The 23,780-nt window shown below is 60.0% G+C and carries 24 protein-coding genes; 10 read left to right on the top strand and 14 right to left on the bottom strand.

Going from position 1 to position 23,780, the window contains the following annotated elements:
* Positions 1-41: 41 nt before the first annotated feature.
* Both potA and ACIP8I_RS16155 read right to left on the bottom strand, forming a co-directional pair.
* On the bottom strand, positions 42-1,184 hold the full coding sequence (gene potA, locus ACIP8I_RS16150) for a polyamine ABC transporter ATP-binding protein (protein WP_007962457.1): 1,143 nt from the start codon (positions 1,182-1,184) through the stop codon (positions 42-44).
* A gap of 349 nt (positions 1,185-1,533) precedes the next feature.
* Positions 1,534-2,295, bottom strand: a complete 762-nt coding sequence (locus ACIP8I_RS16155) for a gamma-glutamyl-gamma-aminobutyrate hydrolase family protein (protein ID WP_400762356.1) — start codon at positions 2,293-2,295, stop codon at positions 1,534-1,536.
* Positions 2,296-2,577: 282 nt separating this feature from the next.
* Here ACIP8I_RS16155 and ACIP8I_RS16160 point away from each other — a divergent pair, with 282 nt between their 5' ends.
* The 5 genes from ACIP8I_RS16160 (at position 2,578) to ACIP8I_RS16180 (ending at position 8,769) form a co-directional block, all read left to right on the top strand.
* Positions 2,578-3,954 (top strand): glutamine synthetase family protein, encoded by a 1,377-nt coding sequence (locus tag ACIP8I_RS16160; protein WP_027611689.1) that lies wholly within the window; start codon positions 2,578-2,580, stop codon positions 3,952-3,954.
* A gap of 258 nt (positions 3,955-4,212) precedes the next feature.
* Positions 4,213-5,703 carry an aldehyde dehydrogenase gene (locus ACIP8I_RS16165; RefSeq protein WP_400762358.1) on the top strand — a complete coding sequence of 497 codons (1,491 nt, stop codon included), beginning with the start codon at positions 4,213-4,215 and terminating at the stop codon, positions 5,701-5,703.
* 49 nt (positions 5,704-5,752) lie between these two features.
* Positions 5,753-7,036 carry an NAD(P)/FAD-dependent oxidoreductase gene (locus tag ACIP8I_RS16170; RefSeq protein ID WP_400762360.1) on the top strand — a complete coding sequence of 428 codons (1,284 nt, stop codon included), beginning with the start codon at positions 5,753-5,755 and terminating at the stop codon, positions 7,034-7,036.
* Between the two features lie 587 nt (positions 7,037-7,623).
* Positions 7,624-8,172, top strand: a complete 549-nt coding sequence (locus ACIP8I_RS16175) for a cupin domain-containing protein (RefSeq protein WP_003226097.1) — start codon at positions 7,624-7,626, stop codon at positions 8,170-8,172.
* A 312-nt stretch (positions 8,173-8,484) separates the two neighbouring features.
* On the top strand, positions 8,485-8,769 hold the full coding sequence (locus ACIP8I_RS16180; RefSeq protein WP_007962462.1) for a hypothetical protein: 285 nt from the start codon (positions 8,485-8,487) through the stop codon (positions 8,767-8,769).
* Between the two features lie 75 nt (positions 8,770-8,844).
* Here ACIP8I_RS16180 and ACIP8I_RS16185 read toward each other — a convergent pair whose 3' ends face one another.
* The 4 genes from ACIP8I_RS16185 to ACIP8I_RS16200 form a co-directional block, all read right to left on the bottom strand.
* A complete protein-coding gene (locus ACIP8I_RS16185; RefSeq protein ID WP_400762362.1) occupies positions 8,845-9,276 on the bottom strand; it encodes a hypothetical protein in 432 nt (143 codons plus the stop codon).
* A gap of 125 nt (positions 9,277-9,401) precedes the next feature.
* Positions 9,402-10,022, bottom strand: a complete 621-nt coding sequence (locus ACIP8I_RS16190) for a hypothetical protein (RefSeq protein WP_258675063.1) — start codon at positions 10,020-10,022, stop codon at positions 9,402-9,404.
* Positions 10,023-10,029: 7 nt separating this feature from the next.
* Positions 10,030-10,923, bottom strand: a complete 894-nt coding sequence (locus tag ACIP8I_RS16195) for a glycine zipper family protein (RefSeq protein WP_400762364.1) — start codon at positions 10,921-10,923, stop codon at positions 10,030-10,032.
* Entirely contained in the window at positions 10,920-11,450 is a 531-nt protein-coding gene (locus tag ACIP8I_RS16200) for a PAAR domain-containing protein (protein ID WP_400762365.1), read from the bottom strand. The genes ACIP8I_RS16195 and ACIP8I_RS16200 overlap by 4 nt, the downstream gene beginning before the upstream one ends.
* 168 nt (positions 11,451-11,618) lie before the next feature.
* On the opposite strand from ACIP8I_RS16200, the gene ACIP8I_RS16205 reads away from it, so the two are divergent.
* Genes ACIP8I_RS16205 through ACIP8I_RS16215 form a run of 3 tightly spaced genes read left to right on the top strand, consistent with a single transcriptional unit; the run spans position 11,619 to position 13,517 of the window.
* Positions 11,619-11,999: a hypothetical protein gene (locus ACIP8I_RS16205; protein WP_258675062.1), complete on the top strand. Its 381-nt coding sequence runs from the start codon at positions 11,619-11,621 to the stop codon at positions 11,997-11,999.
* 15 nt (positions 12,000-12,014) lie between these two features.
* Positions 12,015-12,437, top strand: a complete 423-nt coding sequence (locus tag ACIP8I_RS16210) for an HD domain-containing protein (protein WP_400762367.1) — start codon at positions 12,015-12,017, stop codon at positions 12,435-12,437.
* Between the two features lie 60 nt (positions 12,438-12,497).
* Positions 12,498-13,517 carry an AbrB family transcriptional regulator gene (locus ACIP8I_RS16215; protein WP_400762369.1) on the top strand — a complete coding sequence of 340 codons (1,020 nt, stop codon included), beginning with the start codon at positions 12,498-12,500 and terminating at the stop codon, positions 13,515-13,517.
* A gap of 160 nt (positions 13,518-13,677) precedes the next feature.
* Here ACIP8I_RS16215 and ACIP8I_RS16220 read toward each other — a convergent pair whose 3' ends face one another.
* Complete coding sequence (locus tag ACIP8I_RS16220; RefSeq protein ID WP_400762371.1) at positions 13,678-14,454, bottom strand: NAD(P)H-dependent oxidoreductase; 777 nt, start codon at positions 14,452-14,454, stop codon at positions 13,678-13,680.
* An 84-nt stretch (positions 14,455-14,538) separates the two neighbouring features.
* On the opposite strand from ACIP8I_RS16220, the gene ACIP8I_RS16225 reads away from it, so the two are divergent.
* Together ACIP8I_RS16225 and ACIP8I_RS16230 are read left to right on the top strand one after the other, a co-directional pair.
* On the top strand, positions 14,539-15,432 hold the full coding sequence (locus ACIP8I_RS16225; RefSeq protein WP_400762373.1) for a LysR family transcriptional regulator: 894 nt from the start codon (positions 14,539-14,541) through the stop codon (positions 15,430-15,432).
* A gap of 252 nt (positions 15,433-15,684) precedes the next feature.
* Positions 15,685-16,470: a DeoR/GlpR family DNA-binding transcription regulator gene (locus tag ACIP8I_RS16230; RefSeq protein WP_367084999.1), complete on the top strand. Its 786-nt coding sequence runs from the start codon at positions 15,685-15,687 to the stop codon at positions 16,468-16,470.
* A gap of 105 nt (positions 16,471-16,575) precedes the next feature.
* Here the strand turns inward: ACIP8I_RS16230 and ACIP8I_RS16235 are convergent, their stop codons facing one another.
* From ACIP8I_RS16235 to fdhD, 7 genes are all read right to left on the bottom strand, one after another.
* Positions 16,576-17,859, bottom strand: a complete 1,284-nt coding sequence (locus ACIP8I_RS16235) for an NAD(P)/FAD-dependent oxidoreductase (RefSeq protein ID WP_400762375.1) — start codon at positions 17,857-17,859, stop codon at positions 16,576-16,578.
* 147 nt (positions 17,860-18,006) lie between these two features.
* Positions 18,007-19,371 (bottom strand): glutamine synthetase family protein, encoded by a 1,365-nt coding sequence (locus tag ACIP8I_RS16240; RefSeq protein WP_400762377.1) that lies wholly within the window; start codon positions 19,369-19,371, stop codon positions 18,007-18,009.
* A gap of 512 nt (positions 19,372-19,883) precedes the next feature.
* Positions 19,884-21,227, bottom strand: coding sequence for a chromate efflux transporter (gene chrA, locus ACIP8I_RS16245; RefSeq protein WP_400762379.1), 1,344 nt, complete (start codon positions 21,225-21,227; stop codon positions 19,884-19,886).
* A gap of 331 nt (positions 21,228-21,558) precedes the next feature.
* Complete coding sequence (gene moaE, locus ACIP8I_RS16250) at positions 21,559-22,020, bottom strand: molybdopterin synthase catalytic subunit MoaE (protein WP_367084995.1); 462 nt, start codon at positions 22,018-22,020, stop codon at positions 21,559-21,561.
* Positions 22,021-22,022: 2 nt separating this feature from the next.
* Positions 22,023-22,274: a MoaD/ThiS family protein gene (locus ACIP8I_RS16255; RefSeq protein ID WP_400762381.1), complete on the bottom strand. Its 252-nt coding sequence runs from the start codon at positions 22,272-22,274 to the stop codon at positions 22,023-22,025.
* Positions 22,271-22,756 carry a cyclic pyranopterin monophosphate synthase MoaC gene (gene moaC, locus ACIP8I_RS16260; protein ID WP_330206232.1) on the bottom strand — a complete coding sequence of 162 codons (486 nt, stop codon included), beginning with the start codon at positions 22,754-22,756 and terminating at the stop codon, positions 22,271-22,273. The genes ACIP8I_RS16255 and moaC overlap by 4 nt, the downstream gene beginning before the upstream one ends.
* A complete protein-coding gene (gene fdhD, locus ACIP8I_RS16265) occupies positions 22,753-23,586 on the bottom strand; it encodes a formate dehydrogenase accessory sulfurtransferase FdhD (protein ID WP_400762383.1) in 834 nt (277 codons plus the stop codon). The genes moaC and fdhD overlap by 4 nt, the downstream gene beginning before the upstream one ends.
* Positions 23,587-23,780 lie beyond the last annotated feature (194 nt).

Raw genomic sequence — 23,780 nt, forward strand, 5'->3', positions numbered from 1 at the left:
CCCGCTCCGAACAAGGCGCAGCAATAGAAGATAGAAGGTTCTCATGAGCGCAGTACCACGCCGCTGTCGTCTTCCCACCACACGTAGACCTTGTCGTCCCAGGTCGGCCGCGCGCCACGGCGTTCGGCGTTGGCCATGAACGACTGGACGATCTTGCCGCCGGGCAGCTCGACGTAGAACACCGAGTGGCCGCCGAGGTAGGCGATGTCATGCACCTTGCCTTCGGACCAGTTGTAGCGGACTTCGGGTTTGATGGTGCTGACGAGCATTTTTTCCGGACGGATCGCGTAGGTGATCGACTTGTCCTGCACCGAGGTGCTGACGCCGTGACCGACATAGATCTTCTGCTGCAGGTCCGGGCTGTGGATGATCGCGTGACCCTCAAGGTCTTCCACCACGGTGCCGTCGAAGGCGTTCACGTTACCGATGAATTCGCAGACCATGCGGCTGACCGGTGCTTCATAGATGTCCACCGGGCTGCCGATCTGGGCGATCCAGCCGAGGTGCATGATCGCGATGCGCTCGGCCATGGTCATGGCCTCTTCCTGGTCGTGGGTCACCATCACGCAGGTCACGCCGACGCGCTCGATGATCTCCACCAGTTCCAGTTGCATCTGCGAGCGCAGCTTTTTATCCAGCGCGCCCATCGGCTCGTCGAGCAGCAACAGCTTTGGACGTTTAGCGAGGGAGCGGGCGAGGGCGACGCGCTGGCGCTGACCGCCGGACAACTGATGGGGTTTGCGTTTGGCGTATTGGGTCATGTGCACCAGGCGCAGCATCTCTTCGACGCGGGCGTCGATTTCGCTGGCCGGCAAACGGTCCTGCTTGAGGCCGAAGGCAATGTTCTGTGCCACGGTCATGTGCGGGAACAGCGCGTAGGACTGGAACATCATGTTGATCGGCCGCTCGTACGGCGGCATGTCGGTGATGTCCACACCGTCGAGCAGAATCCGCCCTTCGGTCGGGCGCTCGAAACCGGCGAGCATGCGCAGCAGGGTCGATTTGCCCGAACCGGAGCCGCCGAGCAGGGCAAAGATTTCGCCCTGATGGATCTCCAGGGACACATCGTCCACGGCCGTGGTTTCGTCGAACTTCTTGGTGACACGATCGACTTTCACCAGAACCTTTTTCGGTTGCTGGTGGCCTTCAAGTGCCTTCCGGTAAGTGCTGGAGGCGTTTGCCATGTGAAACTCCCAACAGGTTTCGTTCGCTCGGCCAACGTGGCCGGGCTTAAGTGGATTGCAAGCCAGGGGAAACAATCCTCGCCACACATGGCCCCTGTAGGAGCTGCCGAAGGCTGCGATCTTTTGATCTTGATCCTGAAAAACAAAATCAAAAGATCGCAGCCTTCGGCAGCTCCTACAGGGATCGCATTGGCTGCGGGTTACCCTGACCTGGTCGGCGCCGCCGTCCTGGCTGCCTGGGTCGTACTTGTTGTTATTACGGTTTGTTGTTTTCACGGATGACGGATGCGCACACGCGCCGCCGCCGACCCCGTGGGGGCAGTAAACAGTTTTGGAATCCTGGGTGGTGTCAGCGCTGGTTGCGTCGCGCCGCCCGTTGCCGGCAAGCCGCGCCGAACGCCTGGAAAATCTTCAGATAGTTCGGGTTGTCCAGCACTTGCCATTCCGGGTGCCATTGCACGCCAAGGGCAAAGGTCGGGCTGTGCTCGACCGAGATCGCCTCGATCAGGCCATCCGGCGCCACCGCTTCGGCACGCAGGCCGGGGGCGAGGCGGTCGATGCCCTGACTGTGAATCGAGTTGACCTGGAACTCGCCCGGCAACTCCAGCGCTTCGAACACGCCACCGGCCAGCACCGTGACGGCATGCGCCGGTGCGTATTGCACGGCCACGTCCGGGCTGTCGGCTTCGCGGTGATCGAGCATGCCCGGCAGCTCATGCACCTTCTGGTGCAGGCTGCCGCCGAAGGCCACGTTCATCTCCTGGAAGCCACGGCAGATGCCGAGTACCGGAACGCCCGCCGCAATGGCTGCACGCAATAAAGGAAGGGTAGTGGCGTCCCGCGCCGGATCGTGATCCGTACCGGGTTCGCTGGCCGGACCTTGATAGTGGAAGGGCTCCACGTTCGAGGGTGAGCCGGTCAGCAACAGACCGTCGAGTTGACCGAGCAGGTCTTCGATTTCAGTCAGTTTGCCAAGGGAAGGAATGACCACTGGAAGACCCTGAGCGCCAACGCTGACAGCACGTACGTACTTGTCGCCGCTGATGTGATAGGGGTGCAGGCCAATCTGTTTGACGCACGCAGTAACGCCGATCAATGGCTTGAATGCCATTTTTATTCACCTCGAAGTTTGACACTTGAACGAGCTTTTCCGGAGCTTAGCCTCGTTGATTTTAATTAACAACTGCCATGTAAAAAATTCTAAACGCCGTTCATCCAATCTTCATGATTCCAGGCCTTGCGGCGCCTGCATTGGCACGAGAGTGTTAAAAAAAGCCCGAAAAATAAACGCTGAGCGGTCGGGTGTTCGCTATTGACTTCACTTTGCCTTTCGGATTGACTGGCTCGGCGAAACAGCGGTGAACATAATAATTAACAGCTAAATAGGTGCATCATGTCGGTCCCTCTGCGTGCCGTTCAACTCAACGAAGCAAACGCATTCCTTAAGAAACATCCTGAGGTTTTGTACGTCGACCTTCTGATTGCAGACATGAACGGTGTGGTGCGCGGCAAGCGCATCGAGCGCACCAGTCTTCACAAGGTTTACGAGAAAGGCATCAACCTGCCGGCCTCGCTCTTCGCTCTCGACATCAATGGCTCCACGGTGGAAAGCACCGGCCTGGGTCTGGACATCGGCGACGCCGACCGCATCTGCTACCCGATCCCGGGCACCCTGAGCATCGAGCCGTGGCAGAAGCGTCCAACCGCACAACTGCTGATGACCATGCACGAGATCGAAGGCGAGCCGTTCTTCGCCGACCCGCGTGAGGTGCTGGCCAATGTGGTGCGCAAATTCGACGAACTGGGGCTGACTATCTGCGCCGCGTTCGAACTCGAGTTCTACCTGATCGACCAGGACAACGTGAACGGCCGTCCGCAGTCGCCACGTTCGCCGGTTTCCGGCAAGCGTCCGGTGTCGACTCAGGTGTACCTGATCGACGATCTCGACGAATACGTCGACTGCCTGCAAGACATCCTCGAAGGCGCGAAAGAGCAGGGCATCCCGGCGGACGCGATCGTCAAGGAAAGCGCCCCGGCGCAGTTCGAAGTCAACCTGCATCACGTCTCCGACCCGATCAAGGCCTGCGATTACGCGGTGCTGCTCAAGCGTCTGGTGAAGAACATCGCCTACGACCACGAGATGGACACCACCTTCATGGCCAAGCCGTATCCGGGCCAGGCGGGCAACGGTCTGCACGTACACATTTCGATCCTGGACAAAGAAGGCAACAACATCTTCGCCAGCGAGGATCCCGAGCAGAACGCCGCGCTGCGACACGCGATCGGCGGTGTGCTGGAGACCCTGCCTGCGCAAATGGCGTTCCTCTGCCCGAACGTCAACTCGTACCGTCGCTTCGGTGCACAGTTCTACGTGCCGAACTCGCCGAGCTGGGGCATCGACAACCGCACCGTTGCAGTCCGTGTACCGACCGGTTCGGCCGACGCCGTGCGCATCGAGCATCGCGTGGCTGGCGCCGACGCCAACCCGTATCTGCTGATGGCCTCGGTGCTGGCCGGTATCCACCACGGCCTGACCAACCAGATCGAGCCGGGCGCGCCGGTTGAAGGCAACAGCTACGAGCAGAACGAACAGAGCCTGCCGAACAACCTGCGCGATGCGTTGCGCGAGCTGGACGACAGCGAAGTCATGGCCAAGTACATCGACCCGATGTACATCGACGTGTTCGTCGCGTGCAAGGAAAGCGAGCTGGCCGAGTTCGAGAACTCGATCTCCGACCTTGAGTACAACTGGTATCTGCATACGGTGTGATGGTTTCGGCCCTCAAAAGCCAAGAGCCCCTCACCCTAACCCTCTCCCGGAGGGAGAGGGGACTGACCCGGCGATGCTTGGGAAATCCTGCGACCTGAACCTGCTTTACCGAATCCATAATCGACTCGGTCATTCAGGTCGGCGCAACTCCCGAGACAACTCGGTCGGTCCCCTCTACCTCCGGGAGAGGGCCAGGGTGAGGGCAGCCATCTCAAGCCAGACACGACACCCCCAATTCCCCCTTGTCGAGCCACAACAATGACAACCACACGCAACGACTGGGAACAACGCTTCCAGTCCCTGAGCATCGAATCCCGCGCGTTCATCAACGGTGAATACCGCCCGGCGATCAGTGGCGATACCTTCGAGTGCCTGAGCCCCGTCGATGGCCGTTTCCTCGCCTCCGTGGCCAGCACCGATGAAGCCGACGCCAACCTCGCCGTCGAAGTCGCGCGCCAATCGTTCAACTCCGGCGTGTGGGCCAACAAAGCCCCGGCCGAGCGCAAACGCATCCTGATCCGCTTCGCCGATCTGATCCTGCAACACCAGGAAGAACTGGCGCTGCTGGAAACCCTCGACATGGGCAAACCGATCAGCGACTCGATGAGCATCGACATCCCGGCGACCGCCAACGCGATCCGCTGGAGCGCCGAAGCGATCGACAAGATCTACGATGAAGTTGCCGCCACGCCGCACGACCAGCTCGGTCTGGTGACCCGCGAGCCATCCGGCGTAGTCGCTGCGATCGTGCCGTGGAACTTCCCGCTGATCATGGCCAGCTGGAAATTCGCCCCGGCACTGGCGGCGGGCAACTCGTTCATCCTCAAGCCTTCGGAAAAGTCGCCGCTGACTGCAATTCGCATCGCCCAGCTGGCGCTGGACGCGGGCATTCCGAAAGGCGTGTTCAACGTGCTGCCGGGCTTCGGCCATACCGTCGGCAAGGCGCTGGCGCTGCACATGGACGTCGACGTGCTGGCCTTCACCGGCTCCACGGCGATTGCCAAGCAACTGATGATTTATGCCGGCCAAAGCAACATGAAACGCGTCTGGCTCGAAGCTGGGGGCAAGAGCCCGAACGTGGTGTTTGCCGACGCCCCGGACTTGCGTGTGGCAGCTCAGGCAGCAGCCGGCGCCATTGCCTTCAACCAGGGCGAAGTGTGCACCGCCGGTTCGCGCCTGCTGGTGGAACGTTCGATTCGCGAGCAGTTCATTCCGCTGCTGGTGGAAGCGCTGCAAGCGTGGAAACCGGGGCACGCGCTTGACCCGGCCACCACCGTCGGCGCGGTGGTCGATCAGCGGCAACTGGACAACGTGCTGCGCTACATCAGCATCGGCCGGGAGCAGGGCGCCGAGCTGATCGCCGGTGGTCGACGCACCCTCGAAGAGACCGGCGGCACTTACATCGAGCCGACGATTTTCGACGGCGTGACCAACGCCATGACCATCGCCAAGGAAGAAATCTTCGGCCCGGTGCTGTCGCTGATCACCTTCGACACCGTTGAAGAAGCGCTGCAGATCGCCAACGACAGCATCTTCGGCCTCGCCGCCGGTGTCTGGACCAGCAACCTGAGCAAGGCGCACACCTTCGCCCGTGGCCTGCGGGCCGGCAGCGTCTGGGTCAACCAGTACGACGGCGGCGACATGACCGCACCGTTCGGTGGCTTCAAACAGTCGGGCAACGGTCGCGACAAATCGCTGCACGCGTTCGACAAGTACACCGAGCTGAAAGCGACCTGGATCAAGCTCTGATTTTCTACAGCGGTGGTCGCTTGATAAGCGACCCTCGGAGAACAATAAAATGAAGCAACAACACGTCAACAGCTACTACGCCGCCACCCGCAACGAAGTCATCGACTTCCCGACCCTTGAAGAGTCGGTCGAGTGCGACGTCTGCATCATCGGCGCGGGCTACACCGGCCTGTCCTCGGCGCTGTTCCTCACCGAAGCGGGCTATAAAGTCACGGTGCTGGAAGCGGCGAAAGTCGGCTACGGCGCCAGCGGTCGCAACGGCGGGCAACTGGTCAACTCCTACAGCCGCGACGTCGATGTGATCGAAGAACGCTACGGCGACAAGACGGCGGAAATCCTCGGCAGCATGATCTTCGAGGGCGCCGACATCATCCGTTCGCGGATCAAGGAATACGACATCAAATGCGACTACCGCCCGGGCGGCATTTTCGCAGCGATGAACAAGAAACAGCTCAACGGCCTGGCGGAACAAAAGCGCAGTTGGGAACGTTACGGCAACAAAAACCTGCAGATGCTCGACGCCGCCGACATCCGTCGCGAAGTCGGCTCCGACGCCTACGTTGGCGGCCTGCTGGACCTGCAGGGCGGCCACGTTCACCCGCTGAACCTGGCCCTCGGTGAAGCCGCGGCCATCGTGCGTCTGGGCGGCAAGATCTACGAGCAGTCCGCTGCCGTGGAAATCAAATACGGTGAGCCGAACGTGGTGCGCACCGCCAAAGGCCAGGTGCGCGCCAAGTACCTGCTGATCGCCGGCAACGCTTACCTGCCGCAAGGTCTGGACAACCGCGTGACCGCGAAAAGCATGCCGTGCGGCTCGCAGATTGTCGTTACCGAACCGCTGACCGAGAAGCAGGCGCGCAGCCTGATAACCAACAACTACTGCGTCGAAGACTGCAACTATCTGCTGGATTACTACCGCCTGACGGCCGACAACCGTCTGCTGTACGGCGGCGGCGTGGTCTACGGCGCGCGGGAACCGGACGACATCGAACAGCTGATCCGGCCGAAGATCCTCAAGACCTTCCCGCAGCTCAAGGACGTGAAAATCGACTACCGCTGGACCGGCAACTTCCTGCTGACCATGTCACGCATGCCGCAATTCGGCCGCATCGAGAAAAACGCCTACTACATGCAGGGCTACAGCGGCCACGGCGTCACCTGCTCGCACCTGGCCGGCAAACTGATCTCGGAAATGATCCGCGGCGACGCCGAACGCTTCGACGCCTTCGCCTCCCTGCCACACATGCCAATGATCGGCGGCCGCACCTTCTCCGCCCCATTGACCGCCCTCGGCGCCGTCTATTACTCGTTGCGCGACCGTTTCGGCATCTAAGTTACCTCCCCGGCGGCGGCCCCCAAGACCCCGCCGGTTTTTTAATGCTGTAGCAACGCCGCCGATGTCACTGACACTCGGATGTCCAACTGTGGGAGCCAGCCTGCTGGCGAAGAGGCCAGCAAAGGCAGCATCAACCCGACTGAAACACTAAAGATCCAAATGTAGGAGTGAGCCTGCTCGCGATGGCGCCAGCACAGGCACCAACACTCCCTCAGAAACACTGCAAACCCTGTGGGAGCTGGCTTGCCAGCGATGACTCCCTGACAACCGCCACAAAGCCAACTGATACAAAAGAGATCCAACTGTGGGAGCGAGCCTGCTCGCGAAGAGGCCATATCAGCCAACCTCCCTGTCGTCTGACACACCGCTTTCGCGAGCAGGCTCGCTCCCACAGTGACTGTATTACCAAGGCAACAAGGACTTTTGCTGCACCGTCCATCGAACCTGCTGAGCAACACCGGCAAACGTGATTTAATAGCCGCCTTTCACGGTTCCGGGACACGGGAGCAACGTGATCCGCGCCCTCGGCGCGTCACCCGCCACCCACCCCCATCGCCCTTAAGTCGTTCTCACATAAGGCTGTCATGGATACGGGTTCTCGACTCAAACTAGTACGCGAAAGCTACAAACTCTCCCAGCGCGAGCTGGCCCGGCGTAGCGGCGTGACCAATGCCACCATCTCCCTGATCGAACAGAATCGCGTCAGTCCTTCCGTCAGCTCGCTGAAAAAGCTGCTCGAAGGCATCCCGATGTCCCTGGCCGACTTCTTCACCTTCGACCAGCCCCCGCGCGAACACCAATACGTGTTCCGCGCCAACGAACAACCCGACCTCGGCCGCCACGGCTTGCGCCTGCTGCTGATCGGCGCCTCAGTGCCCAGCCGCCAGATGCGCCTGCTTCGCGAGCAATACGCGCCGGGTGCGAGTTCCGGGGAAGAGCCGATCGTGCATGCTGAGGGCGAGGAGTGTGGGCTGGTGACGCGGGGCACGGTGGAGTTGACGGTGGACGGGCAGGTGAGCGTGTTGAATGCCGGGGATGGGTATTATTTTCCGACGACGTTGCCGCATAAATTTCGGAATATCGGGGCGGATGAGGCTGAGATTATCAGTGCGAATACGCCGGCGAACTTCTGATCGCTGTTTGGATTAGGTGTACGTTGTAAATGAATCCGACCCTGTGGCGAGGGAGCTTGCTCCCGCTCGGCGACGCAGTCGGCGTAATTCGTGGCGTCCGGGGTATATAGGAGAAACGGATTATCCGGTTATGGGGCCGCTTCGCAGCCCAGCGGGAGCAAGCTCCCTCGCCACATGAAGCGTTTTCCTACGAAGTTTTCAGATATCGAAACTGCGCGGAATGACTGGGCGATTACCATTCGTCCGACACACCGCACCTTCGCCGCGCACCTTCTTCCAATGCTGTAACTCACCAGCAAAGGAAGAGCCACCATGCTGAACCATAAAATCGCGGTGTTTACCCTCGCGGCGTTGCTGTCCGGCAGTTCGCTGTACGCGATCGCGGCCGGCGAGACGCCGACCCCGACGGCGAACGACGGCAACAGCCAGACTCGCGACCCGGCGTCTCCTGCCACCAACGCCGATCCGGATGCCAATTCGCTGCCTAAGGGTGGTGATGGTGGCAAGACCGACAATGGGCCGGTGCCTTCTGCCTCCAAGCCCAGCCCTGCGGGTCAACCGACCGGTAGCAGCAGTGGGGGTAACGGCGGTGGTTAACGGATATCGCGCACAAGAGCCCGGTCTTTAGAGCCGGGCTTTTCTTTGTCTATAGCAAACACAGATATCAAACGCTTACTTTGCCTTCCATTGCCCGCCACCATTCTCACAATCAATTCGCGCCTGGGCCAAATGCTCCGCGTCGTAGTAATACGTGGTCACTTGGGCGTTATCGGGGATGTTCAGCGCCTTGGCGTTTTTGTCTTTGCTGGTGGAGTGCGGGTTGGCCAGGGATTCCTGGGTGATCGTGGCGATACACGTAGCCTGATAGTGATCGGCACAGTGCTCGACCTTGGTTTTCTTACTGCTGAGCATGTCTTTGCTTTCATTGCTGCACGACCAGTCGATGGAACTGACGGGCATGCCTTCGTATTCGTAGCAGCTGTGGGTTTCCACGGCTGGCACAGAAGCGCTGGAGGATTGGGTCTGAACATCGCAGCCTTCGGCCATGACGCAGGTGGGGATGACGGCGAAGGTGGCGATCAGGAGCAACATTCGGATGTTCATCGCGGAACTCTCCCATGGCCCCGTTTTTGATCGTGAGCGGGGCGCTTATGGTTTCGAGATAGGTTCGTCTCGGAAGGTTCCATCAACCATTCCGGTGAGAGTACGCGAAGGTGCTCCTGTTCAAATCACTCTGTGTCGTACATTAATTCTAACCTTTCGATCCACTCATCAGTTGCGCCAAACCTCGAATAATAAGATTGCTTTTCAATGTCACTCAATTGAGTGAAAAAACTGAAAAAGTAATTGTTGTCGTAATACTCTTGAGCACCTTGCATGCTCCCCCCCCACCAAGAAGGCTCGTAGCCTTCAAAAGCAACCCATGGTGGAGGAACCGCAAATTTTTTGCGGCTAAGCATCGTTAAAAATTCAAAGTTGTTAGTTATCAAACGAATCGTGACGGAGTTGAATTCTCTAGTAGATGCGAAGAATATCAGTCGGTCTCCGCTCAATGCGCTTTCGTATTCAAATACCGGAAGATCATTGAAGGTTCTTTCAGTGTTTTTTCTGAAGTGAGATTCGACGAGTGATTCAAATTCCACCAAATCTTTAGGGTCGATTAGGAACTGCGAAAAAAATGCGCAGATATCAGCGCTTTCCAATGAAGTAGTGGGAGGCTGAACCGGTAGGTTGGTCTGAGCTAGAGGTCGAGCAAACAAGCTTTTAAGCTCCTGTTTGCTGTATCCGGCTATTTGCTCTTTCCTAGGTTCTGGCTTTATCAGTGCCATTATTTTTTTGATGAATCTCATGCGGCTCTCACTCTTGCATATATTCAGTTAACCAAGTAGCACCTAAATACCCGGCAGTGCCAAATATAACGCCTCCGATAGCGCCGCTGACAATTGCACCGGGGCCTGTCTCGATTCCTACTGCTGCTCCGGCCACCACGCCAATCCTGGCGCCAGCTATCGCCGCGCCCCAGCCTCCCGCCTGTTTGACGACCTCAACGGAAATAGGCTTGATACTGTTTTGTTTAATTGATTCTTCAGTCGCGACTTTGAGATCGTATGCAGTAAATGCAATCCCGAACACCCGCACAATTCTTGCTCCTTTTATAAAGGCACTTGTGACTTGGTGTGAGGTTGGTGTAAAGATCGCTCTTGCTGGTACTTTATCTGCTTGAACCAATACTTCTTTGTCGATGTTCTTTACCCAGCCGGCAATTTCATCGATTTTTGCTACATTTTTTGGTGCGTGCTTTTTGTAGTCTTCTAGTGCTTTTAGGATTTCTTCAGTTGTTACCAGCTTGGCGCCTGCAGCTTTGGCTTTTTCAATATCAATATAAACAGTTTTTCCTTCGAATCTTGGTGATCCATTCGGGAATTCAGAGCTCGTGGAAATATAGCCTGATGGGTACTTTCGACTACTGTAAACATGTTGGGCCACTGTGGCGCCAGAATCCGGCGCAACAGAACGCATCCCATACTTTTCTGGCCAGATTTCGTTTTTGATCTGAAGTTCAGAAAGGTTCTTGGCGATCAGATGAGGGTTGTCGGGCGAAGAATAAATTTTTCTGACTAAAAAACCGTCCTTGCCGATTTCATCTACTACAACAAATAAATGAATATTCGCCGGCATCAAATAGCCGGGTACGTTGCTAACGGAATTTGCCTGCTTGTTTGTTGGCACTTTGCAAGAGAACTCCGTCATGCTTCCTCCCATTTTTCCAGCGCGGCTACACCGGTTGTAACTTCAAGAGTTTCTTGCTTGCTAGTTGAAATACGAGGCGTGTGACCAGATTCATCAGAGAAGCCTGTATAGACCCTGCCTGCTTCGTCCTTGATGTGGTATGGCACATTGGCGAGGGGCTGGCCATCACTTCCGACGATGCGAAATTTTTCGTCAAATTTCATGGCCCAGAGAGGCATGGCTGATAGAGGGACGAATTCCGCTGGCGTGTGCGAATTTCCGATAATTACAGTTGATGAGCCGGCGATTACTTTATTGCCGTGACCTCCGACACTTCCCACGGTTGCAGCAGGCATGCCGTTGATTAGCACGGTGGAAGCAACGTCTCCTACGATTGGGCTGCCACAAGCGCTCTTATCGTTCTGGCGGGCTGCAGGTAAGCCATCCATAAAAACGTCGGGTGAGCCGACGGCAATTGGATTGACTCCATGCCCAGGGAGCGGACAGGAGGTTGGATCAGTAACTCGAGCAGCAGGTTTTCCTGACACGGTGAACATCCTTGTAAATACGTTGGTTTGGAAATGTTACACAAAAGAGGGTGGGTTGAACCATTTCAGTTGTCCGTCTACATCTCATCGCCAATGGTTCCCCGCATCGGCACCACGTCGTAGACTGCGAAACAAGTTGTAACGCCTCACCCACGGACGGAACCGCGCATGATCGAAATCGGCAGCTGCAACAACGCCCCCACGCCGCAGCACCTCACTCAAGACATCTACATCTTCAGCATCGACTTGTCCCGACCGGCGACGCCGTTCTGTTTCGAGCAATCGATTGGCGGCGGGCATGCCAATCAGGGCGGGGCGCGGTGGCTGGCGCTGGATGCGCTGGACGCGTGGCCCGGCGAGTGGCGTGAACATCTGCAGAAAGCCGATTGTGCGTGGGTGGCGCAGGTTATCGATGCGCATCCGGGGGCGGATCAGGCGATATTGGTTTCCGTGATTCTTGAACAGCATTCCCAGCCTGTGGGGCGCTTGAAAACAATCGGCAACTGGCTCAAACGCAACATTCATGTCGGCGGCCGTTACGGCGTTTAAACCACGGAGACTCGCATGACTCAAACCCTCGAACGCGCTATCGCCATCGCCGCCACCGCCCACACCGGGCAGGTGGACAAGGGCGGTGCGCCGTACATTCTGCATCCGCTGAAAGTCATGTTGCGTATGAATTCGCTGGAAGAACGCATCGTCGCCGTGCTGCACGATGTGGTTGAGGATTGCGGCATCAGCCTTGATGACCTGCGCAAGGAAGGCTTCAGCGAAGACGTGCTGAGCGCGATTGAATCAGTGACCAAAATGCCCGGCGAATCCTACGAGGATTTCGTCGAGCGCGCGGCGCAGAACCCGATTGGCCGGGTGGTGAAACTGGCGGATCTGGAAGAGAACAGCGACCTGTCGCGGATCGCCTCGCCGAGTTGGGAGGATTTGGAGCGGGTCGAGAAGTATCGGCGGGCAATCGGACGGTTGCGCGCGTAAATCACCACGGCCTCCTACAGGGGAGTGGAAAACCTCAGGGATATAGCCAGGAAGGCGAATATGAAATCCATTCTGTGTTTGTTGATCGCGGCCGCCGTTGGCGCTGCAGTGCAGGTCAGCGGTGTTCCTCATGGCCTGTTGCTGGGGGCGATCCTCGTCACCGCATTGGTCACCACGCGAACCGGTTTCGCCCCGGCAACCCCTTATGGCCTGGGCTACATCCAGGTCACGTTGGGCATCGCCACCGGGCTGATGTTCGAAGCGTGGGACAGTGCGACGGCCTCGGCGATGTTGCCAAGCCTGGGCGTTCTGCTGCTATGCCTGACCGTACAGATCGCCCTGGCCGGATGGTGGCTGACCCGGGGCGCTGGCTGGAACCGTACCGATGCGTTGTTGGCGGTGTATCCCGGCGCATTGGCGGCGGTGTTCGATTTGCTGGAGTCGGAAAAGGCCTCGAGCAAAGTCATTATCGTGCATCTGATGCGCTTGCTGTTGATCACGGTGCTGGTGAGCTTTTTGATTCCCGGGCAGGCCTCGGTGGCGGTGATTGAAAGCGCTCCGTTGAGCACGGGCATGGCATTGACCGTGTTGGCGCTGATCGGCGCGAGCGTGGTGCTCGGGCGCCTGTTGCTGGCGATCGGCGTGCCCGCGCCGTTCATGTTGACGGCGATTCTGCTGACGGCGGTGTTTGTGAAATCGGGATGGCTGCACGGCTTCCACATGCCGGACTGGAGCCTGAACCTGGCGGCGCTGATTCTTGGCGTGCGGATCGGCTCGCGTTTTCAGGGGCTTGGCCTTGCGGAGCTGGGGCGGCATGGCCGCACGGCGCTGGTGTCGGTGGGGCTGATGATTGTGGTGGCAGCGGCGTTTGCGGAAGTGGCGGCGCGATGGCTGGGCAGTGATCCGCTGTCGCTGTGGCTGGCGTACATGCCGGGCGCGATCGAGACGATTGCGATTGTCGCGTTTGCTGGCGGATTGAATGTGGTGTTCATCCTCACGCACCACCTGGCGCGGATGGTGTTACTGCACTTTGCGCCGGCGTTGCTGGTGCAGGTGCGGCGGGCGCGGGAGGAAGTCTGAAACACATCCCCCTGTGGCGAGGGAGCTTGCTCCCGCTGGGCTGCGAAGCGGCCCCAAACCCCGACGCCGCAGTGTTTCAGGTGCACCGAAATCGCAGGTTTTGCGACGACTGCGTCGCCGAGCGGGAGCAAGCTCCCTCGCCACAAAGGTTCAGTGATCCTTACCGAGTGTGCGCGGCGAAGCCTTCCTCACCCGGAGCGACATCATCCTTGAGCGTCAACGCCGGAATCTCGTAATCCCCGGCATTCTGCTGCCGATACGCGATCGGCCGCGTGCTCCACAACTCATCCAGACGCGTGCCGAGCGCCTCGCAGGTCTCGGCAAACCGCGCTTGATCCATGCGGCTGGCGCGGTACACCAGGAAGGGCGGCACCACGTCGAAACCGGGGTAGAACAACACGCCGTGCTGAATCGGAAACAGCAAATCATCAATCGGCCCATTGATTCCGCGTGGGCTGTAGTGCGAATCCCAGCCCCCGGTGGTGACCAGCAGCATCGCGCGTTTACCCTTCATCTTGCCCTCGCCGTAACGCTCACCCCAGCGCGCATCGGAGTGTTCGCCGACACCGTAGGCAAACCCGTAGGCGTACACGCGCTCGACCCAGCCCTTGAGGATTGCCGGCATGGTGAACCACCACAGCGGAAACTGCAGGATCAGTGCGTCGGCCCACAGCAGTTTTTCCTGCTCGCGGGCGATGTCGGCGGACTGCCGGCCTTGTTGGTAAGCCAGTTTTGAATCGATCGAGGCGTGGAAGGGGCGGCTTTCATCGCGACCGGGGGCGTCATCGGCGTCGATCGTGGTCTTCCAGTTCATCGCATACAGGTCGGAGACTTGCACGGTGTGGCCGGCGGCTTGCAGACGCTGGACGGTAAAGTCCCTGAGCGAGCCGTTGAGCGAAGTGGGTTCGGGGTGGGCGTAGACCAGTAGCACATTCATGTTGCAACTCCTTGGTTGAATGCAGGCAGGATCAATCCTTGATCGGTATATTGGAAATGAATGTCTGATATGTCAGGTATAGCCATGAATAATTTACGACGTCTGGATATCAACTTGCTGTTGACCCTAGACGTGTTGTTGGCAGAACACAACGTAACCCGCGCCGCAGAGCGCTTGAGCCTGTCGCAGCCGTCGGTGAGTGTGCACCTGGCCAAGCTGCGTGAGATCTTCGGCGACCCGCTGTTGCTGCCCGGGCCACGCGGGATGCGCCCGACGGCGCGGGCCGATGAATTGCGCGAGCCGTTGCGCGAGGCGCTGGAAGCACTGGAGCGGGCAGTCGCGCCGGCCAGTGCTTTCGATCCGGTGCAGGCCCGCCACATCTGGAAAGTCGCGGCGACCGATTACGGTGAATCGACGGTGGTGCTGCCCGCGCTCAGCGGTTTGCGCACTCAGGCGCCCAACACCCGGCTGGCGGTGCTCGACCTGATGCCGGCGCAGTTAGTGAAGCAGGCGGAGCAGGGCGTGTTTGACCTGGCGCTGCACATCACCGAAGGGGCGCCGCTGGATCTGCATCAACGGGTGCTGTTCACCGAGCATTACGTGTTGGCCGGTCGCGTCGGGCATCCGGGGTTGAAGCGTAAGCCGACTCGCGAACAGTTCTGCGCGCTGGAACACGTGATGGTGTCGCGTGAGGGCGGGGGATTTTTCGGGGTGACCGACAAGGCGCTGGCCGAGGTTGGCTTGTCACGCAAGGTGGTGCTGTCGGTGCCGCACTTTCTGATGGTGATGTCGGTACTCGCCAGTACCGATCTGGTGGCGATGCTGCCGTCACGGCTGGTGCGCGGCAACACGGTGTTGCAGGTAGTCGATGCGCCATTGCCGGTGCCGGGCTACGAGATGGCGATGTTCTGGGGAGAGCGCGCGCATCGCGATCCGGCACACAAATGGTTGCGTGAGCATCTGGCGGCGTCGGTGTAGGGCGTCAGGCGTGGCCCAGGGCAATCGCAAAAGACACCACGATCATGCACGCAAACGCAAAATTGAGATTCATCAGCTGTTCATCCTGAGCCTTTTTAAAGTGAGGCCATTCTGAACAGGCGCACTGCAAAGAAAAAATTCGGCATGTTGATTCCAATGATCGAAACAATTGATACCGGCCGGTTTGTGTTTGCCCGAGGCTTTCGCTAGTCTCGGCAAAACCTGCAACTACAAGCATAAACAGGCAAAACCATGCACGATCATTCAGTCACTGAACTGCCGTCCCTGCGTCGGCAGAAAATCCTCCTGATCCTCGAACGCGACGGCAAGGTCATGGCCTCCGAGTTGAGCCAGCACTTCGCCGTCTCCGAGGACACCATCCGCCGCGACCTCGCCGAACTGGACCACGCCGGCCTGGTGCAGCGCGTGCATGGCGGGGCGCTGCCAAGGCCCAAGGACAGTGGCAAGGATTACTTCACCCGGCTGGAAGAAACTGATGAGGTGAAGGTGCGTCTGGCGCAGTTGGCGGCGCAAAAGGTCGAGGACGGGCAGATTGTGCTGTTCGATTCCGGCTCGACCGCGTTGCAGGTGGCGCGTTCGTTGCGCGCGGATATTCAGATCACTGCAGTGACCGCCGCGCCGATGACGGCCATCGCCCTGTCCGAGTACAAGGGCGTGAAAGTGATTCTGGCCGGGGGACAACTGAACCCGCGCACGATGTCGGCCGGTGGGCACGAGGCGGTGCGCATGCTGGCCGGGATCAAGGCGGATCTGGCGTTTACCGGTGTCTGTGCGATTCACCCGGAGGTGGGCATCACCTCGCTGCATTTCGATGAAGTGCCGGTGAAGCAGGCCTTGCTCGACAGCGCGGCGCGGGTGATTGCGGTGACCACGGCGGACAAGCTGGGGGCAGTGGAGCCGTTCGTGGTGGCTTCGTGCACGCGCCTGCATACGCTGATTACCGAGCGTCATGTGGCGTCGGGGAGTGTCGAGGATTATCGGCGGTTGGGGATAGTGGTGGAGCAGTTACCTGATTGAGATTTTGCGTTGCGGCTGACGGCCTCATCGCGAGCAGGCTCACTTCTACAGTTGGACCGCGTTTCCCTTGTAGGAGTGAGCCTGCTCGCGATAGGGCCGGTGCGATCAACGCAACTTTTCAAGCATCTGGTAATACCACATACCCGCCGCCAGCAACGGGTTGCCCAGCAGATCCCCCATCGGCACGCGAATGTGTTGGCACTGCGCAAAGGTGTCGAATTGTTCCATCTGCCCGGTGATCGCGCGGCTCATGATTTCGCCCATGATGTGCGTCGTCGCGATGCCGTGTCCCGAGTAGCCCTGGCAATACCAGACGTTATCCGAAAGCTTGCCCAGTTGCGGGATGCGGTTGATCACGATGCCCATCGCGCAGCTCCACTGGTAGTCGATCTGCACCCCTTTGAGCGCCGGGAACGTCTGCTCGATGCACGGGCGCAGTTCGGCGGCGATGTCCCGTGAATCCTTGCCGCTGTAGTTGGCGCCGCCGCCGAACAGCAGGCGCCCGTCGGCCGTGAGGCGGTAGTAGTCGAGGACGAAACGGCAGTCGTACACCGCGAGGTCTTCGGGGTTGATCTGCCGCGCCAGATCACCCAGCGGCGCGGTAGTGACGATGCCGCCCATGGCCGGGAAAATCTTGCCCTTGAGCTGGCCCGGTTCGAGCTTGTGATAGACGTCGCCGGCGAGCATCACCTGATTGGCGTCGATCTGGCCATGGGCGGTGCGCACGCTTGGGGTTTTGCCGTGAATGATTTCCAGCACTTCACTGTTTTCGAAGATCAAGGCGCCAAGACTTTCCGCCGCCCGCGCTTCGCCGATGCACAGGTTGAGCGGGTGCAGATGCATGTTGCGGGTGTTCTTGATCGCGCCGTGGTAGAGGTCGCTTTGCAGCAGGTCGCGCACCTGACTGCGGTCGAGCAGGCTGACCTCATCACCCAGGCCGCGACGCACGGCCTCTGCGTAATCGTTGCGCAAACCGTCCATGTGGCTCGGCTTGTAGGCGGCGTGCAGATGGCCGTGTTTGAGGTCGCACTGGATGCCGTACTTCTTGACCCGCTGCCGGATGATTTCATGCCCGCGCCAGCGCAGGTGCCAGATGAAATCGTCGACTTCAGCACCGAGTTTCGGGCGCATCTGTTTACGCATCGCACCGTCGCCGGAGAGGCTGCCGGTGACTTGTCCACCATTGCGCCCGGTGGCGCCCCAGCCGATTTTGTGGCTCTCGACGATGGCGACTTTCAGGCCTTTTTCGGCGAGTTCGACGGCGGTGGCGACGCCAGTGAAACCGCCGCCGATGATCACCACATCGACCTGGTGCCGGCCTTGCAGGGTCGGGTAGTCGGTGTCCTGGTTGAGGGTGGCGGTGTAGTAGGAATTGCAGCGTTGGGTCATGTCAGTGTCCACACAAAATTCGCAAGTCAGATCGAGGACCCTGTGGGAGCTGGCTTGCCAGCGATAGCGGAGTATCAGTCACCAGAGATGCTGAATTTGCCGGCCCCATCGCTGGCAAGCCAGCTCCCACAGGATTTAGGGTGTATGTCAGGCTTCGGTCAGATACCAGCGCCAATCCTGCTCACCCACCTCGGCCATGAACTGCCGGTACTCGGCACGCTTCACCGCCAGATACACCCCGAGAAATTCCTGGCTCAGGGCATCCCGCGCCCACACCGAGTTTTCCAGCGCCTGCAGCGAGGTCAGCCAATCAGTCGGCAGCAACGTCTTGGCTTGCGCGTAGCCATTGCCCTCGACCGGTGCGCCCGGATCAAGCTTTTCGCGAATCCCGCGATGGATGCCGGCAAGGATCGCTGCCGCCGCCAGATATGGGTTGGCATCGGCGCCGCAGATCCGGTGTTCGATGTGCCGGGTGTTGGCCGGGCCGCCCGGTACGCGCAGGCTGACGGTACGGTTGTCGACGCCCCAGGTCGGCGCCAACGGCGCGTAGCTGTTGGCCTGGAAGCGGCGGTAGGAGTTGGCGTTGGGGCAGAACAGCAGCAGCGTATCGAGCAGCGAGGCGAGCATGCCGCCAATCGCCGTACGCAGCAGCGGGGTGCCCGCCGGATCCTCGGCGGCGAACAGATTGCGCCCCTCGCCATCAGCAAGGCTGACGTGCATGTGCATCCCGGTGCCAGCCAGATCATCGAACGGCTTGGCCATGAACGTCGCCCGCATGCCGTGCTTGTGCGCCACGGCTTTGACCAGACGTTTGTAGCGCACCGCCTGATCCATCGCGAGCAATGCGTCGCCGTGTTCGAGGGTGATTTCCACCTGGCCCGGGGCGTATTCCGAGATCGCCGTGCGTGCCGGAATGCCGTGCAGTTTGCAGGCGCTGTAGAGGTCGGCGAGGAACGGTTCGATCTGCTCCAGTTCACGCAAACCGTAGACCTGCGTGTGTCGCGGTCGGCCTCCGTCGGCATCCAGCGCCGGTTGCGGACGACCGTTGTGGTCGCGTTTGGCGTCGAGCAAATAGAACTCCAGCTCGCAGGCCATGACCGGGTGATAACCCTCGGCCTTGAGGCCGTCGATCACCTTGATCAACAGATGACGCGGGTCGGCGATGCTCGCTGGCAGGCCCTCGGTCGGGTGCATGCTGACCTGCACTGCAGCGGACGGAATCTGCCGCCACGGCAGGCGCACCAGACTGCCTTCGAGCGGGTAGGCGCGGCAGTCGATGTCGCCGACGTCCCACACCAGCCCGGAGTTTTCCACGTCTTCGCCCTGCACGGTCAGGCCAAGGATGGTGCTGGGCAGCGGGCGACCGCTTTCGTATAAGGCGAGCAGTTCCTCGCGGTGCAACAGCTTTCCCCGTGGCACGCCGTTGGCGTCGAGGATGAACAGCTCGATCATGTCGATATCGGGGTTCTGTTCAAGGAACAGGCGTGCGTCTTCGATGGCTGCGAATTTCATGGTCAATCACTCACGATGGCGCCGCATGGGCGCGCAGAATCGGGCCGGGCGCAGCTATAGCGTCTCGGCAGGAATCAAATGGAGATCAGTCAGACGTGACCCAGAACCTGTGGTGAGGGGATTTATCCCCGATGGGACGCGAAGCGGCCCCAAAAAATAGGACTGCTGCGCAGTCCATCGGGGATGAATCCCCTCACCACAATGGATCTTTTCTGGCTGACAGAAATCAGCAGGCGATATCCGGCGGGCGTGCGGAGTGACGCAGCTTGGAACGGCGCAGGGCCATGGGGAGATTGACGATGCGATTCATGCGCGGCCCCTGTGACAGAGGGCGCACACAGCGGAGACGTTCAACCTTTCTGGTTGTTGTGGTGACGTGCTCATAACGCGTGTTTCCGTTGGCGGAAAACGTCGGTGGCGGGGCAGGCCCGCCGACCGGTGTGCCCGGATAGTAAGGGGCAATCTGCGGGCGTGTAAACCGCTGATTGTGCCCCTGCTTCTTTGGCCGCCGCTCAGCGCAGCAGGTGCAAGCCCAGCCCGGCAAGGGCGCAAACGATCAACACTTCGATCACCCCGCGTTTGAAAATGAACAGCGCCAACGCGGCCAGCAGCGCCAGCCCGATCGAAAACAGATCCGGGTGCCCGGCAAATCCGTTGGGCCAGAACACGTGATAAGCGAAGAAACACGCCAGGTTGAGAATCACCCCGACCACTGCCGCAGTGATCGCGGTCAGCGGTGCAGTGAACTTCAATTCGTTGTGCGTTGATTCCACCAGCGGCCCGCCGGCGAGGATGAACAGGAATGAGGGCAGGAAGGTGAACCAGGTCACCAGCGTCGCCGCCAGTGCGCCAGCGGCGAATGCATGTTCCGCACCGAACGTCGGTTGCACATAACCGCCGATGAAACCGACAAACGCCACCACCATGATCAACGGCCCGGGCGTGGTTTCGCCGAGGGCGAGGCCGTCGATCATCTGCGTCGGCGTCAGCCAGCCGTAGTGCCCGACCGCGCCCTGATAGACGTAGGGCAACACCGCGTAAGCGCCACCAAACGTCAGCAACGCGGCCTTGGTGAAGAACCAGCCCATTTGCGTGAAGGTGCCATCCCAGCCGAACAGAGCGGTCAGCAGGCCCATCGGTAAACACCACAGCGCTGCGCCAACCAGCAGCAGACGCCACAGCTTCGGCAAGCTGAATCGCGCATGGTCGGGTGTCGGCGTGTCGTCATCGATCAGCGCCGGGCCGAAGGATTTGGCACTGCTGCGCTGCCCGCCATTGTTGAAGCGCTGTGGCGCCAAGCGTCCACCAAAATAGCCGAGCAATGCCGCGCCGAGGACGATCAGCGGGAACGGCATATTCAAGGCAAAAATCGCCACGAATGACGCCCCGGCGATCGCCCACAACCAACTGTTTTTCAGCGCCCGCGAACCGATACGGTGCGCGGCGTGCAAGACGATCGCGGTCACCGCCGGTTTGATTCCATAGAAAATTCCGGCCACCACCGGTACATCGCCGAACGCGATGTACAGCCACGACAGCGCAATCAGGATGAACAGCGACGGCAGCACGAACAGCGCCCCGGCGATCACCCCGCCCCAAGTGCGATGCAACAGCCAGCCAATATAGGTCGCCAGTTGCTGGGCCTCGGGGCCGGGTAGCAACATGCAGTAGTTGAGCGCGTGCAGAAAGCGCCGCTCGGAGATCCAGCGCCGGCGCTCGACCAGTTCCTGATGCATGATCGCGATCTGCCCGGCCGGGCCACCGAAACCGATGCAGCCGAGTTTCAGCCAGAAGCGCCAGGCCTGGCGCAGCGTGACGGGAGCGGGGCGGGGCAGGTTGTTGGGCGCTGTGCTCAAACGAGACTCCGGAGTTTAATCCTGGCGGAGTGGCTATCTAATCAGACTTTCAACCCTCACCCCAGCCCTCTCCCAGAGGGAGAGGGGGCCGACCGAGGTGTCTGGCGTTATCCATCGACCTGAAAGATCGAGTCGATTATGGATTTGGTTTTCAGCCAAACGCCTTTACGAGAATGGGGCCGACCGGGGTGTCTGGCGTTATCCATCGATCTGAAAGATCGAGTCGATTATGGATTCAGGGCCAATCTTTCAATTCGGTGAATTTCTTCAATATCCCCCAATCAGTCCCCTCTCCCTCGGGGAGAGGGCTAGGGTGAGGGGCTTTTGCTCTTCAGGTATGCGCCAGACTCCAGCGCAGCGCCGCATTCTGGTCACTCTCCCGCGCCTCGACCCAATGCGAACCCTGCGCCGTGCTCTCGCGTTTCCAGAACGGCGCACGGGTCTTGAGCACGTCCATGATGAACGCGCAGGCTTCGAACGCCATGTGCCGGTGCTTGCTGCTGACACCGACGAACACGATCGGCTCGCTGACCGCCAGCGCACCGACCCGATGCACAATCTCGACCCCCAGCAGCGGCCAGCGCTGGCGCGCTTCTTCGGCGATCTGTTCGAGGGCTTTTTCGGTCATGCCCGGATAGTGCTCGAGAAACAGCTCGTTCACGCTCTGCCCGATGTTCAGATCGCGCACATAGCCGATGAAATTCACCACCGCGCCGACCCGTGGATTGCGCGCATGCAGGTCGGCGGTCAACTGGCCGACGTCGAAGCTTTTGTACTGCACTCGAACCGTCATGCTCAGCCCCCGGTGACCGGTGGGAAAAACGCAATCTCGTCGAAGTCTTCGATGGCCGCGCCAGGTTGGCACAGCTCCTGATTCAACGCGCACATCAAGTTGCCGGCACCGAGCACTTCGCGCCATTCCTCGCCGCGAGCCATGAGCATCTGCCGCACGTCCTCGATGCTGCGCAGGTTGTCGCTCAGGGGGATTTTTTCCCCGCCCAGATTCAGGCGATCACGGTAGCTGGCGAAGTAGTTGATCAGGATCATTGCGCGTCCTCCCATTGAAAATGCCCGGAGCGTCCGCCCTGTTTGCTCAGCAGGCGGATGTCGCCGATGACCATCGCCCGGTCCACCGCTTTGCACATGTCATAGATCGTCAGCGCCGCGACGCTGGCGGCAGTCAGGGCTTCGAGTTCGACGCCGGTCTGGCCGGTGAGGCGGCAGGTGCTGGTGATCTGCACGCGGTCCGGTTCGCAGGCCTTGAGTTCAACGTGAATCGAGCTGAGCAGCAGCGCGTGACACAGTGGGATCAGCTCGTGGGTGCGCTTGGCTGCCTGAATCCCGGCGATGCGCGCCACGGCGAAAACGTCGCCCTTGGGGTGACCGTTGGCCTGGATCATCTGCAGCGTTTGCGGTTGCATCTGCACCCAGGCTTGAGCCGTGGCTTCGCGGCGGGTCGCGGCTTTGTCGCTGACGTCGACCATGTTGGCGCGGCCCTGATCGTCGAGGTGGGTGAGGGTGTTACTCATGGCAAAAGCTCCTGGATCGGGCTGTAGATTCGGGGGGCGTTGCGGTGCGGCACGTGGATCAGATTGAGCCGATGCTTGAGCGCCCAACGCACCGTCAACGCGGTGGGGGCGGACAGACTGACAAGGGTGCCGAGGCGGGCGCGCACGGCTTTGTGGATCAGCTCCAGGCTGCAACGGCTGGTGACCACCACGAAGCCCTGGCGCGCATCGACGTCAGCGATTTGCATCGCGCCAATCAGCTTGTCGAGGGCGTTGTGCCGGCCGATGTCTTCGCGGCACAGCAGCGCTTCACCGCTGGCATCGAAGTACAGCGCCGCGTGCAGGGCACCGCTGCTGCGAGCCAGTTGCTGGGCTTGTTCGATGCGTTGGCGGATACCGTCGAAATGCGCGGCCGGCGGCAGGGCGCAGGGTTGCAGAATCTGCAGTTGCGGCAACGCCTGCTCCAGCGCCTCGACGCCACAAATGCCGCAGCCGCTGGTGCCGGCCATTTGCCGGCGATGATCTTTCAGCGCCCAGAACGCGCGGCTGGAAATCTGCACGTCAGCCTGACAGGCCTGATCGAAATGGCTCAGGCGGATGTCGTAGATCTCGTCGACGCTGTCGATGATCGCGTTGCTCAGGGCGAAGCCACGTATGAAGTCTTCGAGGTTGCCGGGCGAAACCATCATCACCGCCTGGCTCAGGCCATTGAAGGTGATCGCCAGGGCAATTTCCGCAGCCAGGGCAGCGTGCGAGAGCGGGGCGTGCGACAGGTATTCGCGAAACGCCACCTGTGACGGTTGCGGGGCGGGGGCGTTGGGTTCGGTGGTGGATTCGACGTGGCAGAGCATCTTGAAAAGTCCCGAAGCGCTGAAGTGGGTTCAGGCTACGGGCGTGGTGAAAGTGCGTCCAATCGCTTGTTCTGATGCGGTGATCGGGCGGATCTATCACCACAGCCTCCCGTGTAGGAGCTGCCGAAGGCTGCGATCTTTTGATCTTGATCTTAAAAACAAAAATCAAGATCAAAAGATCGTCCGATCGCGGC

This window comes from Pseudomonas sp. NPDC088414 (genome assembly GCF_044753325.1).
GTDB lineage: Bacteria > Pseudomonadota > Gammaproteobacteria > Pseudomonadales > Pseudomonadaceae > Aquipseudomonas.